Below are 14117 nucleotides of genomic sequence, written 5' to 3'. Positions count from 1 at the left end.
GACGATTCGAATCCCGTTGCGGAAGAGACAATCAGCTCGGCCAGGCGGCCTCCTCCTCGATCATCCCCGGAGCGCGTTCAAAAATATCCTCGGAAGTTTCAAGACCGAGGGCTTGTACTGGAATTGCGTCAACAATCGTCCGAGCACGTGCTGCCGGCGGTTGGTGATGAACCAGGGCGGGCGAGGCAAGAGCGTGAATCCGAGCGACAAGAGGTTGCGCGGGAACGGTCGCCATGGAGCCTCCACGACGGTTCGCTCGGTCTTCTCCAGCATGAAGGTGTTGTGGACCGTTCCAATGCCCGAGCCGGGATTGCTGATGGCGGCGCCGGGGAATCCGCCCCATGGACAAGCGTTGAGCAGGAAGGCGAGCCCGGTCCAGGCGTTCACGGCGATCGTGCCGTAGCGCAATTCGCCGAGCAAGGTTTCAAACCGCGCGCGTCCGATCGCCCTGATCGTGTGGGGGTGAATGATGACATTCGCGCCCAATGTTCCATACAGTCGATCATTGGCGAAAGTGATCGCCTCGCGCAGATAGGTTTCAGGATCTTTCGCAGGCAAGCTTTTCGTTGTCAGAGCGGGGGCGAAAATCTCGTTGTGAGCGAGCCAGTCCGAATCGCCCTTGTCGAAATTGGCAACGAGACAGGCGGGCGCTCCAGGGCCTCGTTCGATGCTTTCAGCGCCGCCATGCGCCACGAAATCCGCGGATCGCTGCGCGCTTCCGGGGTAGTACCCCTCGCGCTGGCCGGCTCGCGCCATGACGGCATGCACCTCGCGGATCAAGGTTTCCGTCTGGTCCCAGCCTTGCGGAAGGATGAGGGCCTGAAGCGCCACGCAATTATAGCCGGAATTATGCAGCTTCTGCGTGGCAATCTGTTCGGCCTGAAAGAGAATGTCGGCCTTCGACCATGGTCCGGGCACGACGATCGTAGGACATATGGCGCCGAGCTCCGACGTGACGGTCCGGGGATTTCGCGGTTTGCCCGCCCGTCGATTGGCCTCACCCTCCGCTCCCGTTCCCCAGACGATCGCGTCATGGGTCGCGCCGGAGCCGGTGATGTGGATTTCCTCGACCAGCGGATGCTCCACCAGATAAGCGCCAGCGCTCCCCCCGCCGCGAACGATGCGCAGGGCGTTCCTGTCGATCAGCGGTTTCAGCGCCGCGTCGAGGTATTCTGTCAGGTAATCGTTGACCGGATTCATCTTCAGGAGAACCACTTGGTTCTCGATGAAGATCTTCTGGAAGGCGTCCAGTGGACTGATGGCGGCGATATTGCCCGCCCCGAGCACCAGCGCCACCTTGCCCTGACGCTCGACCTCCGGAACATCGTAGGCTGAAGCCGCCTGCAATGATGTTTCCGTGACGTCGCGCTGCATCCAGACTTCGGCTTTCACGCCCGACAGAACCAGCCGGTCCCAGATACCGTGCGGGAGAACGCGCACCGCAAGTTGTCCGTCGCCGAGATGGCGGTAGGGTAGTTCTGCAAGAAACGCCTTGTTCTTCATCCGCGAGAGGGTCAGGATCAGACCGTTGCAGGCGGCCATGACCGCATAGGGTCCTGATATCCATTCCTCGCCGGTCAGAGGCGAACCGGCCGGAATGAGCTTCCGGCGCGCCGCGATTTCGGCCCATCCCTCCGCCTGTTGCATGAGCGATGTCTTGATCGCCTCGAGAATGTCGATGCGCTCGGCGACCGAAACGCGCGCCCAATCGTCTTTGGCCGCATCGAGGACGGCAAGAGCCGTGTCGTAAACGCCGAAATCGACCGGGTTCGGGATTTGCTGGTGTTTCATTGAAGAACCTCGGCAACCTGAAGGCAGGGCACGTCGTCCCGGCGAGCGTCTGACGTCTTGTCGTCGCGCAACGGGGGCGCGGCTCGCGAAGCCGGACCGACGCCTCGGATCATGTCGGCGGCCTTTTCCGCGATCATGATGGTAGGGGCGTTGGTGTTGCCGGAAATGAGCGCGGGCATGATGCTCGCGTCCACGACACGCAGCCCTGCAAGCCCGCGAACGCGCAATTGCGGATCGACCACCGCCATTTCGTCCACGCCCATCTTGCAGGTTCCGACGGGGTGGTAGATCGTGTCCGCGCGCGAGCGAATATGCTCCTCCCATTCGGCGTCCGTCATATTGTCGCGAACGCCGAAAAGTTCCGTCTCCCGATATCTCGCCATGGACGGGGCCATCAGGATCTCACGCGAGATTTTGGCCCCCTTCACCAGCACGGCGAGATCGCGCGGATCGGACAGAAATTTTGGATCGATGCCCGGATCGGCCAGTGGGTCGCCCGATTGCAGGAAGACCTCGCCCCGCGAGTGCGGCCGAAGGGCGCAAACATGGAGAGAAAATCCATAGCCAGGGTGCAATTTACGCGCATGGTCATCGACCACCGAAATCACGAAATGCAATTGCAGGTCCGGGCGATCGACGATCGGGCTCGATTTCAGGAAAGCGGCGCCTTCGGCGAAGGGAGTGGCGATCATTCCCGTCCCGTCGCGCCGCCATTGCACGATATGCTTGGTTAGACCGACAGCGCCGGCAAGGCCAATCCCGAAATTATCCGTGTCTTTGGTCTTGAAGGCCTGGATGAAGTCGAGGTGGTCTTGCAGATTCTGACCAACGCCGGGCAGTTCGTGCACCATTTCGACGCCATGTGGCGTTATGTCCTGCGCGCGTCCGACGCCCGAGAGTTGCAGGAGCTGTGGCGTGCCGAACGCCCCTGCGGCGACAATGACTTCGCGCCTCGCCCGGAGCAGATATTCGGCCCCGCCCTTGCGGTAAAGAACGCCGATCGCGCGCTTGTCCTGGAACACGATGCGCGAGGCCCGCACGCCGGTGAGAACCTTGAGATTGGGCCTCTGGCTCATCACCGGATGCAGATAGGCCGCGGCCGCAGAACAGCGCTCGCCATTGCGTGCCCGATCATGGAACTGGGTCACTTGATAGAGGCCGACACCTTCATTGTCGCCGGTGTTGAAATCGTCGCGCTCGCGCAGCTGCATTTCTTGGGCGGCTTCGATGAAAGCGCGCGTGATCGGTCGCGGGCTTTTCTGCTCGGAAACTTGAAGCGGGCCGTTCACACCGTGAAACTTGTTATCGCCGCGCTCGTTGTTTTCCGAGCGCTTGAAATAGGGCAGCACGCTGTCCCAGTCCCAGCCGTCGCAACCAAGGTCGGCCCAGCCGTCATAGTCCTGCCTTTGCCCGCGCACATAGAGCATGGCGTTGATCGCGGAAGACCCGCCAAGCGCCCGCCCGCGCGGCTGGTAGCCGCGCCGGCCCTTGAGTCCCGGCTGCGGAACCGTATTGAAAGCCCAGTTGTTGATCTTGCCATATCCCGGCATTACCCCGACCACGGCGGCCGGCGCCCGGACCAAGATGCCGTCGCCCCGCCCACCGGCTTCCAGCAGACAGACGGTGACCGAGGGGTCTTCGCTCAATCGTGCCGCAAGGGTTGCGCCTGCGGATCCGCCGCCGGCGATCACATAATCGAATTCCATTGTTTCCTCCCGCGCTGGTTGATCCAACGCTTTTATTTCATGGGCGAATATTCTTGTGTGGGCTCAATTTTGGAACGACTGGCCAGAAATGTCGCAAGACGGCTTCATGGCCAGGGCCAAGGCCTAACCGTCGGCCCGACTTACTCGGCGGGCGTCAAAGCCCAATCGCGCGGATCGTAATCTGTCAGCGCCGCGAGTCCGCTTCGCTGATTGGCGCGCAACGCCAGTATCCGTTCCTCGGACGAAGCGTGGTCGCGGTCCCATTGCATAAGTTTCGGGATCATCAACCGATGCCAGAGCGGTGGGATCAGTGTCACAATGACCGTTGCCAGATAGCCGCCGATCATCACGGGCGCGCTCGGCAAGGGCATGAGATCCTGATAGGGAACTTCGCCCTGGGCATGGTGATGGGAATGCCGGCTCAGGTTGAACATGCCCCAGGAGCTGATCGTGCTGTTGGTGTTCCACGAATGGCGCGGCTCAACGGCTTGGTTCGGCAAACGCACCATTCCATAATGCTCCATGTAATTGACGATCTCCAGGAGCGCTTTCCCCCAGAGCGCGCCGATCGAGAAAAACAGAACGCCTGTCCAGCCCGCCATTGCGAAGGCCACGACGACGAGTGCGGCGCTCATCAGCAAGCCACGGATATAAGCGTTATGGAGAGAGAACACCGGCAGGTGCTTCCGTCTCAGACGGTCCGCTTCGATGTTCGCCGCGCTTATATTGCCTTTGATCGTCGAAGCGACGATGTGGAAATAAACATTGCGGCCACGCGGTGCCGTCGCCGGGTCATGCTCGGTCGAGACATAACGATGGTGACCATAGACGTGCTCGATTGCGAAGCCGACATCGTAGCTGAAAGCCAGCAGCCAGCGACCGATCCACAGCGAGATGGGATCCCATGTTCGGTGGGTTAGCTCGTGGGCGGTAACCGTACCGACAAAGCCAATGAGCAAGCCGAAATAAACCGTTCCCCACAGATAGAGCGTCCATGGCCCGGTTGCGTCGCGCGCCGCTATGGCGTCATAGCCCGTAACGCTCTGCACCAAGCTACCCAGACCAAGAGGATCGCCTGTCGCCAACGACCACAGGAAGCAGATGGAGATCGCCGAAAGCATGGGCAACGCCATCCACAATTGTAACGTCAATATCCATGGCTTGCGGTAATTTGGGGTGACCACATCATCCCCTGCGATCATATCGCCCCCGACATACAACGCGATGAAGCCGAGAAGTCCGACAGCTATCCAAACGCCGCCAGCGAGATAGGCCGCGATTGCCCCGAAGCCCACCAGGTGCAGCAGCATGAATTTCAAGTAGTCCCAGGCCGTGGCAGGGCTTCTCTCTACCTTTGGCAGTCCGACGGCGCCGTAGAAACCGGTGTTCTCAATTTTTTTAACGAAAAAGCGGTCGGCGTGGATTTTGTCCGGCGCAATGCCGCTTGCCTTGTTCGCTTCGATCGCCGCATCGACCATGGCCGGCGGCCCGCAAAGATAGGCCGCCGCAACGCCCGCCGCATGCTCTTTGATGAAATCGGTCGCCAGACCGCGCAGCCCCGTCCATTCGGTGTTGGCGTCGTCATCGCTCAGCACCGGGAGAAAGCGGAAATCGGGCCATTTCGCCGCATAGGCGGCCAACCGGTCGAGCTCGTAAAGATCTTTCCGCTGTCGCGCGCCAAAGATCAGGGTCACGGGACGGCGGTCGCCGTTGCGATCCATTTCCTCAAGCATGCCGAGGATCGGGGCCAGCCCGCTGCCGCCGGCGACGAACAGAACTTTCTCTGCGCCATCGCGCAGATAGAAGTCGCCGGCAGGCCCACGCACGGTCAGCTCGTGGCCAATCACGTCATTGTCGAACACATGGGTCGAGAAGCGCCCACCCGGCACACGGCGGATGGTAAAGCTGGCATGACCGTCCGGATTGGGCGCGGTGGAGAAAGAATAGCATCGCGGCGCTCCCGGGACGGCGGCCAGCGTCACTTCAGCGTATTGACCGGCCTTGTACGCGATGGGCCGATCGAGCTGCACATCGATCCGCACGATGTCGTGCGTAAGGAACTCGCGCCCGACGATACGCGCATGCACAGGGTCGGACGAAAAGGCAGCGTCGACGTCCAGTTCGATGTCGATGTCCGACGTCAATCGGCTCTGGCACGCGAGAATATAGCCGTCTGCTATTTCTTTCTCGGTCAGCAGATAAGCGGTTTCGGTCAGTTCCGCGACCTTGCCGTTCTTGAGCTTGCACTTGCAGGCGCCGCAACCGCCGACGCGGCAATTATTTGGAAACGCGACCTCCTGACGCAATGCAGCCTGCAACAATGTCTCATCCGCGTCGACGGAGATGGAGTTCCCGTTTATCAGGGCCTTGTGCGGCGACCTCTTGCCGAAAAATGACAACACGATACCCTCCCTTGCGATCGCCTGTTTTTGGTTCGACCGGCGTTTTTTGAAAAAGTACGATCGAGCCTACCCGCGGCATAGTGCCGCGGAAGACAAAAGGGGGTCATTTATCGCCAGACTCCAGCCGTTGATTTGACAATCTGGGGTCATTGGTCGCCAATATGCCGATGAAGCGCGCAACAGTAGCGGCGCATCGCCGCACGCCGATCAACTACATTCCTCAGATTGCGCAGCAGGTGGCCGCGCATGGCGTCGATGTCGCCGCATGGCTCGCGCGCGCAGGACTTGATGAATCTTCCCTGTCGCGGTCGGGAAACGAAACCGAGATAGCGACATATCGGGCGCTCATCGACGACGCCGTGGCGTCAACTGGCGAAAGCGGCCTGGGGCTTCTCGTCGGGCGTGGTCTCGCGCCGAGCGCTCATGGCATCATGGGGCTTGCGGCGACCGCTGCGGGCTCGATCCAGGAAGCTATGGAGATTGTCGCGACTTATGTGCCGCTCCGCACGTCGATGGTCGCCATAAGAACGAAAATACATGGAGACACCTTGTGTGTTTCTTTCGACCCCGCCGTGGGCCTCGGGAGCACTGGCCATGTCGTTTCGGAAATCGCCTTGTTTGCGGTGAAGAATATCGCCGACTCGAAGACACTGGCGGGCAGCGCCTGCAAACGCATAGCCTTCCAAATGACCGAGCCGTCACATGCCAAGCTGGCGCGCAGTCTCCTGGGCTGCCCCGTAGACTACGGACAAAACTGGACGGGCATGATTTTCAACCTGAGCGATGCGCAGCGGGTTCTGACGCAGCGCGATACGCTGGTCATGTCGGAGGCGCTGGCCGTCTGCAAGCTTGAGCTAGACCGTCTCTCGTCGGCGCACACGATTACAGCGCGACTCGAACGACTCATGCTTGAAAACAAGAGTTCGTTTCCGTCGTTAAGCGTGTCCGCTCGCCTCCTCAACATGACGCCGAGAACGCTTCACCGTAGGCTCCACGACGAAGGCGCGTCCTACATGGAAATTCTGGACAATGTGCGGTGCCGCCTTGCGCGGGAATATCTGAATGGCCGGAACATGAGCGTGAAGGAAGCAGGTTACCTGCTTGGCTTCACCGACACAGCAAATTTTCGTCGAGCCTATAGGCGGTGGTATGGAGTTCCGCCGTCACAGTTATGAGAGCTAACTATATCTCGTGCACTAACTCATTCGGATGGTTCAGGAACTTTAGTTCTCCCGCAAACGCGAAAGCTGATCGGCGAGAGCTGTGATTTCAGAGAACTCGACCAGCGACTCGATGCTTTTCTGCGCCTCGCGCCAGTAGGGAAGCGCCGCTTCGATGGCTTCGCGTCGCTCACTCGCCAGTGTCATGTTTTCCCTGCCGCTCCTTTCATATCGATCCAGGCGCGCGTTTCGGTGAGAAGTTCAGACGATAGCTTGGGATCATCGATCGACCGCGCCAAGATCAAGGCTCCGACCATGGCGGCCCAGCTTCCAATCGCCGCGCACCGCCGGATCGCACCAGTTTCACCGGGCATCGCATTGGCAAGACTGTCGAGGTGCGCGCCAAGCCGCTCGGCCATGGCAGCCCGCGCTTCAGGCGCCTGGTCGCGCATGAGACCCGCCAGAGCGGCCATTGGACAACCGAGTTCGGGATGCTGGATGTGGGGGATCGAGAGATAAGTGTCGATGAAGGCGCTCAAATCAGTCGTGTCGGACTGGCTGCCCGACGCGAACGCGATCGCTTGAGCAATCAGGTCATCCTTGGATTTGAATTGGCCGTAGAAGCCGCCGTGGGTAAGACCTGCGGCTTTCATTACCTCCGCAACGCTCACTGACGTAAAGCCTTTTTCGCGAAACAACCGCGCCGCCTCGGTCAGGATGCGGATGCGATTCTGTGCCGCCTGCTCCCTGCTCACCTTCATCGCAAAAATCTCCGCGGACACCGATTGACTATTACATTACGGCCATCATATAACGCCATAATGATGATGGTCATCATATATCGGGTTTCTCCCTTGGAAGGCAATCCCATGAGTGTCAATCCCGCAGCCCTGATCACCGGCGCATCAACCGGCATTGGCGCGACCTATGCTGATCGCTTTGCGCGGCGCGGGCATGATCTTGTCCTGGTCGCGCGCGACACGGCGCGACTGGAGGAGTTGGCGCAGCGCTTGCGCTCCGAAACCAGCGTCGCCGTCGACGTCCTTTCCGCCGACCTCGTCGATGCAGCGCAGCGCGCCGCGGTCGAAGCCCGGCTGCGCGACGACACAAAAATAGGCATTCTCATCAATAACGCCGGTGCGAATCTTGGCGGCGCGTTCATCGAGCAGGGCATCGACGATGTCGAAAAGCTTGTCACGCTGAACACGACTGCCTTGGTGCGGCTCGCCCACGCGATTGCCCCGCGCCTCTCCGCGGCTGGTGACGGCGCAATCGTCAACATCGGCTCCGTCGTGGGATTGGCTCCGGAATTCGGCATGCCGGTCTATGGCGCAACCAAGGCGTTCGTTTTGCACCTCTCTCAGGCCCTGAGCCTCCAGCTCGGGCCGCAGGGCGTCTATGTTCAAGCCGTTCTTCCCGCCGCGACTCGCACCGAAATCTGGAAAAAATCCGGCGTCGATGTGAACACCATGTCGGGATTGATGGAGGTTGCCGACCTCGTCGACGCAGCACTCGTCGGCTTCGACCGCCGCGAGGGCGTGACGATACCGCCACTTCACGACGAAGGGCGCTGGGACGCGCTGGAGGCGGCGCGGCAAAGCATGCTTCCCGGCTTCGCTCAGTCCCTGCCTGCCGCGCGCTATCGCGCCGATGCCTGAAGTCCGAGGTCGGACCGTCGAACGATTCACGCTTTCGAGAGATGAAGGCAATGACCGACAAAAGCTTGTTCAACGACGATCAAATTGCTGACTGGCTGTCTGCGCCGACCCAGCATGTCCAGGCGGCCGGCACGCGATTCGCATTTCGACGACTTGGGCCGGATGCGGGCGCTCCTCCCGTGGTGCTTCTCAATCATTGGGCCGCGAACCTCGACAATTTCGACCCTCGGATCGTCGAGGGGTTGGCAACGGATCGTCCGGTCTATGCGATCGACTATCGCGGCATCGGCAAGTCGGATGGCAAGGCGCCGCTGACCATCAAGGAAATGTCGAGCGACATGATCGCTGCGATTCGCGCGCTCGGGCTCGGCCAAATCGACCTCCTCGGCTTCTCGCTGGGTGGCTTTGTCGGCCAGCAGATCCTTTTTGATGCACCAAATCTCGTGCGGCGCGTGATCCTCGCGGGAACGGGGCCTGCGGGCGGGATTGGCATAGCGCAGGTCGGGCCGGTATCCTGGCCCCTGATATTCAAAGGCTTCGCTACTTTCCGCGACCCCAAGATCTTTCTGTTCTTCACATCCAGTCTGAACGGACGCCGTGCCGCCAAGGCGTTCGTCGCGCGTCTGAAGGAGCGAAAGAACGACCGGGACGCGGCTGTGGGATTCGGCCCGATGCTGCGGCAGCTGAAGGCGATCGAGGCCTGGGGTCTCCAGCCCCGGCAACCGCTCGGAACCGTTCGCCAGCCCGTGTTGGTGGTCAACGGCGATCACGACATCATGGTGCCGACCGAAAACTCGAAAGACATGGCGCAGCGCATCCCCGGCGCCAAGCTCGTCTTGTACCCCGATGCGGGTCACGGCGGTATTTTTCAGTACCACGATGCCTTCCTGAAAGAAGCGAAAGCCTTCCTGGCCAACTGATCCTGCCGCGCGGCCTTCACCGAGGACAAGACCATGAATCATCCGACATCGGCCGGGACCGGCGATCCGATTTCGCAGCCGACCGCAATGAAACTGTCTGCCGATGAGCCGCTGCGGATTGACGCCTCCAACGCCTTCGCGGGCGTCGAGCGAAACAACCCGGGCCATCGCCCGATGAAGGACCTGCCAATGCAGACTATCGTTTCCGCAGAGCCAGAGCCGATGACCCATGCCCTGACCCTGCCCAACGGCTCCGTCTTGCGCAATCGTCTTGCTAAGGCAGCAATGAGCGAGACCCTCGGCACTTGGGACAATCGTCCAAAGCCAGGGCTGGTGACACTGTATGGACGCTGGGCGGCATCGGGGCTTGGCCTGATCATTACCGGCAACGTCATGATCGACCGCCGCGCGCTCGGCGAGCCTGGCAATGTCGCAATTGAGGACGAAACCGACTTGCCCATCTTGCGTCGCTGGGCGGCTGCGGCGACTTCACAAGGCGCCGCGATTTGGGTGCAGCTCAACCATCCGGGCAAGCAGGCGACCAAAGGCTTGAACGCCGAAACCGTGGCGCCCTCGGCCGTGCCGTTTCGTGAGGACATGCAAGGCTTGTTCGCCACGCCCCGCGAAATGACGACGGCAGAGATCGAGAACATCATACACCGCTTCGGCAAAAGCGCGGCGGTTTGCAAAATGGCCGGATTTACTGGTGTTCAGATCCATGGCGCGCATGGCTATCTCATCAGCCAATTCCTTTCACCGCATCATAACCAGCGAAACGACGCCTGGGGGGGCTCCCCGGAAAAACGGCGCCGCTTCGTCCTGGCCGTCTATGCGGAGATCCGCCGCCAGGTCGGTCCAGCCTTCCCCGTCGCAATCAAGCTCAACTCCGCCGATTTTCAGCGGGGTGGCTTCAGTGAAGAGGAATCGCTGGAAACGGTTCGGGCGTTGGCGGAAGCGGGAATCGATCTGATCGAAGTCTCTGGCGGCACATATGAAGCGCCGGCAATGAGCGGCGGAATCGACGAAACCAAGAAAGCGTCCACGCGCGCGCGCGAAGCCTATTTCCTCGATTTCGCGGCCAGGGCGCGCGATGCGGCGCCGGGTGTGCCCCTCATGGTGACGGGCGGTTTTCGCACGGTGAAGGCCATGAACGCGGCGCTGGGGTCCGGCGCGCTCGATGTGGTCGGCCTTGCCCGGTTGCTGGCGATCGATCCCGACGCGCCGCGACATCTGCTCGCCGGCCGCGATCCAACCGAGCAGGTGAAGCCGATCCGAACGGGCATCACGAAAATCGATCGCATGGGGATCATGGAGATCTTCTGGTACACCGCCCAGCTGAAGCGGATCGCGAAAGGCGGCGATCCGCGCCCGCGCGAAAGCGGGCTCAAAAGTTTCCTTCGCGCGGTTTTGACAAGTGGTTGGGGCGCGTTCCGCACCCGGCGCGCGCGCGCCTGAGCCGTGCGCATCCTCCAGAGGGATAGAACATGACCGACACCCATCTGACGGCGCCGACCCGCTATGTGGAACTGGACGGCGACCGGTTTTCATATCGCCGGTTTGGCAACGCCGACGGCGCGCGGCCGCCTCTGTTCCTGATGCAGCATTTCCGAGGAGGCATGGATCATTGGGATCCGCTGCTGACCGATGGACTGGCGCAGGGCGGTGAAGTGATCCTTTACAACGGACGCGGGGTCGCGTCCTCGTCCGGAAAGCCGCGAACGCGGATCGAGGCGATGGCCGATGATGCGGCGCTGGTCATACGCGCGCTTGGCCTTTCCAAGGTCGATGTGCTCGGCTTCTCGCTCGGCGGTTATCAGGCGCAGGATCTGGCGCGGCGCCACCCGGACCTCGTGCGCAAGCTGATGTTGCTGGGCACCGGTCCGCGTGGTGGCGTTCCCGACATGGCCCCGGGAGTCAGCGACATCGCGGTCAATCCAGTGCCGACTGTGGACGATTTCCTGTTCCTGTTTTTTGGGCCATCCGAGGCTGCAAAACAGGCTGGCCGAGATTTCTGGGCGAGGCGCCACCTCCGTGAGGACGCGGACCCGCCGACTTCGTCGGCGCTGATGCAGGCCCAGATCGAGGCGAACTTGTATTTCCTGCCCAAGCTCGATCTGGCGGACCCTTTCGCTCATCTGCGAACGATCAGCCAGCCGACATTCATCCTCAACGGCGTCAACGACGTGATGATCCCCACGATCAATTCGTGGCACATGGTCCAGAACATCCCGAACGCGCAGCTCGTCGTCTATCCCGATGCAGCCCATGGCGCGCAATTCCAATATCCGACGCGCTTCGTTCGTCACGCAGTGCAGTTCCTTGAAGAATAGAAGCGGCAAACCGCCAGAAAGGTATTCACCATGCTGAAATTCAAGTTTCTGCTCTGGATGCTGGCAAAACTGCTTCAGCGCGCCATCCGCACGCGGGCAGACGCCGCGCAACACGCGTCGGGCAAAAATGTGTGCTTCCAAATCCGAACGGCCGGCGGCGCCGGCCGCCACTATCGGATCGCAAACGGGCGCGTCACCAGTGGCGCCGGTCTCTCGTCCGCAGCAGATTTCACGCTGACCTTTTCCGATGCTTCGGCAGGATTTCGCATCTTGTCGGCGAAGGACTCTACGGGAGCATTCCTGCAAGGCCTTCACGATGGCGACCTGTCGGTTTCCGGCGATTTCGCCAAGGTCATGTGGTTTCAGCGGCTCACCGATTTTCTGAAACCAGGGAAATGATCCACGCAAACGCCGATCTTCCCCGGAAAACGCCAATCCTCTTACGTAAGGCAGTCGTCCATGAAAGCTCTCGTCTTTAGGCGCTACGGCAAATCCGTTCAGCCAGAATACGCGGATATGCCCCGTCCCGCGCCCGGGCCGGGCGAAATCCTCGTTCAGGTCCACGCCGTCGGCCTGAACCCGATCGACACCATGATACCGAAGGGCACATTTAAACCGGTGCTCAAGTTCAGACTTCCTGCGACGATCGGCAGCGATGTCGCCGGTGTGATCGCGGAAATTGGCAGCGGCGTGACGCGTTTCAAGGTCGGCGACGCGGTCTTCGCCAGCGTCTTTGACTTGAGCCGCGGCACTCTTGCCGATTTTGTCGCTGTCCCGGAACGGGTCGCTGCACATAAGCCCGCGAACCTCGATTTCGTGCAGGCCGCTTCTATTCCAATGGTTGGCCTCACATCCTGGCAGGCTATCGTGGAGCGGGCCAGCCTGAAAAGCGGGCAGAAGATATTCATTCCTGCCGGCTCTGGAGGCATCGGCAGCTTTGCGATTCAACTCGCCAAATATATTGGCGCCAAGGTCGGAACGACAACCAGCACAGGGAATATCGAATTGGTCCGGAGTCTCGGCGCTGATGAAATCGTGGACTACAAGCGCCAGGAGTTCGAGTCTATCCTTCGCGGCTACGACATGGTGCTCGGCACGATCCGAGGGGACAGCATCGAAAAAGCGGTGCAGATCCTCAATCCCAAGGGAATCATTGTCTCGCTGATAGGCCCCCTCGACGCTGCCTTTGCGCGCGGCCGTCGCATGAATCCATTGTTGCGGCTTGTTTTCGGCCTCATGAGCCGAAAGATCATGCGCCTCGCCGGGAAGCGCGATGTCCGTTACTCGTTTCTATTCGTGCGTCCTGATGGGAGCCAGCTTGCAGAAATCGGCAAGATTATTGACGCTGGCGGCATTCGGCCCGTGATCGACAAGACCTTTGTATTCGATAGGGCCAAGGAAGCGCTCGCCTATCTGGAAACCGGCCGCGCAAAAGGCAAGGTTGTCGTTCAGCTGATCTGATGCATAGCAACTGGGCGCCAGGCCAACCATACCTGCGCTCTGTCGCTACCGGGCGCGCAGGAGATCCAGAGGGCAGCCCTTCGCCGGGCAGGCATTAAGCGGGGGGCTGAAGGACGCGCTCGACCAGCGAGGCGATATGCCGGCCGATCGTCGCGGGATCGGCATGGGCGGGTTCGCTGCCTTGCAGGTAGGGGAGGGCCACCGCGATCTGGACATGACCGAGGATCAACGCGACGATCGAGGCGGCCGTCAGACGGGCATCCAGCCGGCGCTCGCCAGCCGTGGCGTCGATCAGCTGCTGGAAGGGCCGTTCAAAGATCGTGGTGGCCAGATAGGCGATCCGGCCTTCGTCCCCATCGAGAAGTTCTCGGAACACGAGCCGGGCAAATACCTCGTCCTCGTACAGCAGACGGGTAAGCCAGGTGACGAATGTTCTGATGCGTTCGGCCGGCTGCCTGGCTTCGCTGAAAATCGTGTCGAGGGCCCCAGCTCGCTCGGAGAGGACGTGAACCAGTGTTTCCCGAACCAGCGTGTCCTTGTCAGTGAAGTGATAATAAAGATTGGCCGGCGTAACGCCCACCTTGTTGGCGACGTCGCGCATGGAGATGGCCGAATAGCCTTGTGCAGCAAAAAGCTTGGCGGCTTCAATCAGGATTGTGTTGTGCGTTTGTGCGCCATCGGCCATGGGG

General features: G+C 60.9%; 13 protein-coding genes. 7 read left to right on the top strand and 6 right to left on the bottom strand.

Annotated features, from left to right (window positions below; translation table 11 throughout):
- Nucleotides 1-60: 60 nt before the first annotated feature.
- From V7Q42_RS13370 to V7Q42_RS13360, 3 genes are all read right to left on the bottom strand, one after another.
- Complete coding sequence (locus V7Q42_RS13370; protein WP_333824589.1) at nucleotides 61-1791, bottom strand: aldehyde dehydrogenase family protein; 1731 nt, start codon at nucleotides 1789-1791, stop codon at nucleotides 61-63.
- Nucleotides 1788-3497 carry a GMC family oxidoreductase gene (locus V7Q42_RS13365; RefSeq protein ID WP_333824588.1) on the bottom strand — a complete coding sequence of 570 codons (1710 nt, stop codon included), beginning with the start codon at nucleotides 3495-3497 and terminating at the stop codon, nucleotides 1788-1790. The genes V7Q42_RS13370 and V7Q42_RS13365 overlap by 4 nt, the downstream gene beginning before the upstream one ends.
- A gap of 140 nt (nucleotides 3498-3637) precedes the next feature.
- Nucleotides 3638-5899, bottom strand: a complete 2262-nt coding sequence (locus V7Q42_RS13360; protein ID WP_333824587.1) for a fatty acid desaturase — start codon at nucleotides 5897-5899, stop codon at nucleotides 3638-3640.
- Between the two features lie 167 nt (nucleotides 5900-6066).
- Between V7Q42_RS13360 and V7Q42_RS13355 the strand changes: the two genes are divergently transcribed.
- A complete protein-coding gene (locus V7Q42_RS13355) occupies nucleotides 6067-7074 on the top strand; it encodes an AraC family transcriptional regulator (protein WP_333824586.1) in 1008 nt (335 codons plus the stop codon).
- Between the two features lie 48 nt (nucleotides 7075-7122).
- Here the strand turns inward: V7Q42_RS13355 and V7Q42_RS13350 are convergent, their stop codons facing one another.
- Together V7Q42_RS13350 and V7Q42_RS13345 are read right to left on the bottom strand one after the other, a co-directional pair.
- A complete protein-coding gene (locus V7Q42_RS13350) occupies nucleotides 7123-7266 on the bottom strand; it encodes a hypothetical protein (RefSeq protein ID WP_333824585.1) in 144 nt (47 codons plus the stop codon).
- Nucleotides 7263-7820, bottom strand: coding sequence for a TetR/AcrR family transcriptional regulator (locus V7Q42_RS13345; protein WP_333824584.1), 558 nt, complete (start codon nucleotides 7818-7820; stop codon nucleotides 7263-7265). Before V7Q42_RS13345 ends, V7Q42_RS13350 begins: the two co-directional genes overlap by 4 nt.
- 108 nt (nucleotides 7821-7928) lie before the next feature.
- Here V7Q42_RS13345 and V7Q42_RS13340 point away from each other — a divergent pair, with 108 nt between their 5' ends.
- From V7Q42_RS13340 to V7Q42_RS13315, 6 genes are read left to right on the top strand one after another with little or no spacing between them, the layout of a single operon-like run.
- Entirely contained in the window at nucleotides 7929-8717 is a 789-nt protein-coding gene (locus tag V7Q42_RS13340) for an SDR family NAD(P)-dependent oxidoreductase (RefSeq protein ID WP_333824583.1), read from the top strand.
- 50 nt (nucleotides 8718-8767) lie between these two features.
- The gene (locus V7Q42_RS13335) at nucleotides 8768-9637 is read left to right on the top strand and encodes an alpha/beta fold hydrolase (protein ID WP_333824582.1); all 870 of its coding nucleotides are present in this window, start codon (nucleotides 8768-8770) and stop codon (nucleotides 9635-9637) included.
- 33 nt (nucleotides 9638-9670) lie between these two features.
- Nucleotides 9671-11092 (top strand): NADH:flavin oxidoreductase/NADH oxidase family protein, encoded by a 1422-nt coding sequence (locus V7Q42_RS13330; RefSeq protein WP_333824581.1) that lies wholly within the window; start codon nucleotides 9671-9673, stop codon nucleotides 11090-11092.
- A gap of 29 nt (nucleotides 11093-11121) precedes the next feature.
- The gene (locus tag V7Q42_RS13325; RefSeq protein WP_333824580.1) at nucleotides 11122-11967 is read left to right on the top strand and encodes an alpha/beta fold hydrolase; all 846 of its coding nucleotides are present in this window, start codon (nucleotides 11122-11124) and stop codon (nucleotides 11965-11967) included.
- 30 nt (nucleotides 11968-11997) lie between these two features.
- Nucleotides 11998-12366 (top strand): SCP2 sterol-binding domain-containing protein, encoded by a 369-nt coding sequence (locus V7Q42_RS13320; protein WP_333824579.1) that lies wholly within the window; start codon nucleotides 11998-12000, stop codon nucleotides 12364-12366.
- A 60-nt stretch (nucleotides 12367-12426) separates the two neighbouring features.
- Nucleotides 12427-13428, top strand: a complete 1002-nt coding sequence (locus V7Q42_RS13315; RefSeq protein WP_333824578.1) for an NADP-dependent oxidoreductase — start codon at nucleotides 12427-12429, stop codon at nucleotides 13426-13428.
- A gap of 94 nt (nucleotides 13429-13522) precedes the next feature.
- Here the strand turns inward: V7Q42_RS13315 and V7Q42_RS13310 are convergent, their stop codons facing one another.
- Complete coding sequence (locus V7Q42_RS13310; protein ID WP_333824577.1) at nucleotides 13523-14113, bottom strand: TetR/AcrR family transcriptional regulator; 591 nt, start codon at nucleotides 14111-14113, stop codon at nucleotides 13523-13525.
- Nucleotides 14114-14117: the final 4 nt, after the last annotated feature.

It is taken from the genome of Pinisolibacter sp. (genome assembly GCF_036782435.1).
In the GTDB taxonomy this organism is placed as follows: Bacteria; Pseudomonadota; Alphaproteobacteria; order Rhizobiales; family Ancalomicrobiaceae; genus CALBKH01.
The sequence above is the reverse complement of the archived record's forward strand: the minus strand, read 5'-3'. Positions and strand labels throughout refer to the sequence as shown.

What these genes read in the sequence shown, in the direction of transcription:
- V7Q42_RS13370 (WP_333824589.1), bottom strand. Translation starts at nt 1,791, where the DNA reads ATGAAACACCAGCAAATCCCGAACCCGGTCGATTTCGGCGTTTACGAC.
- V7Q42_RS13365 (WP_333824588.1), bottom strand. Translation starts at nt 3,497, where the DNA reads ATGGAATTCGATTATGTGATCGCCGGCGGCGGATCCGCAGGCGCAACC.
- V7Q42_RS13355 (WP_333824586.1), top strand. Translation starts at nt 6,067, where the DNA reads ATGAAGCGCGCAACAGTAGCGGCGCATCGCCGCACGCCGATCAACTAC.
- V7Q42_RS13350 (WP_333824585.1), bottom strand. Translation starts at nt 7,266, where the DNA reads ATGACACTGGCGAGTGAGCGACGCGAAGCCATCGAAGCGGCGCTTCCC.
- V7Q42_RS13345 (WP_333824584.1), bottom strand. Translation starts at nt 7,820, where the DNA reads ATGAAGGTGAGCAGGGAGCAGGCGGCACAGAATCGCATCCGCATCCTG.
- V7Q42_RS13340 (WP_333824583.1), top strand. Translation starts at nt 7,929, where the DNA reads ATGAGTGTCAATCCCGCAGCCCTGATCACCGGCGCATCAACCGGCATT.
- V7Q42_RS13335 (WP_333824582.1), top strand. Translation starts at nt 8,768, where the DNA reads ATGACCGACAAAAGCTTGTTCAACGACGATCAAATTGCTGACTGGCTG.
- V7Q42_RS13330 (WP_333824581.1), top strand. Translation starts at nt 9,671, where the DNA reads ATGAATCATCCGACATCGGCCGGGACCGGCGATCCGATTTCGCAGCCG.
- V7Q42_RS13325 (WP_333824580.1), top strand. Translation starts at nt 11,122, where the DNA reads ATGACCGACACCCATCTGACGGCGCCGACCCGCTATGTGGAACTGGAC.
- V7Q42_RS13320 (WP_333824579.1), top strand. Translation starts at nt 11,998, where the DNA reads ATGCTGAAATTCAAGTTTCTGCTCTGGATGCTGGCAAAACTGCTTCAG.
- V7Q42_RS13315 (WP_333824578.1), top strand. Translation starts at nt 12,427, where the DNA reads ATGAAAGCTCTCGTCTTTAGGCGCTACGGCAAATCCGTTCAGCCAGAA.
- V7Q42_RS13310 (WP_333824577.1), bottom strand. Translation starts at nt 14,113, where the DNA reads ATGGCCGATGGCGCACAAACGCACAACACAATCCTGATTGAAGCCGCC.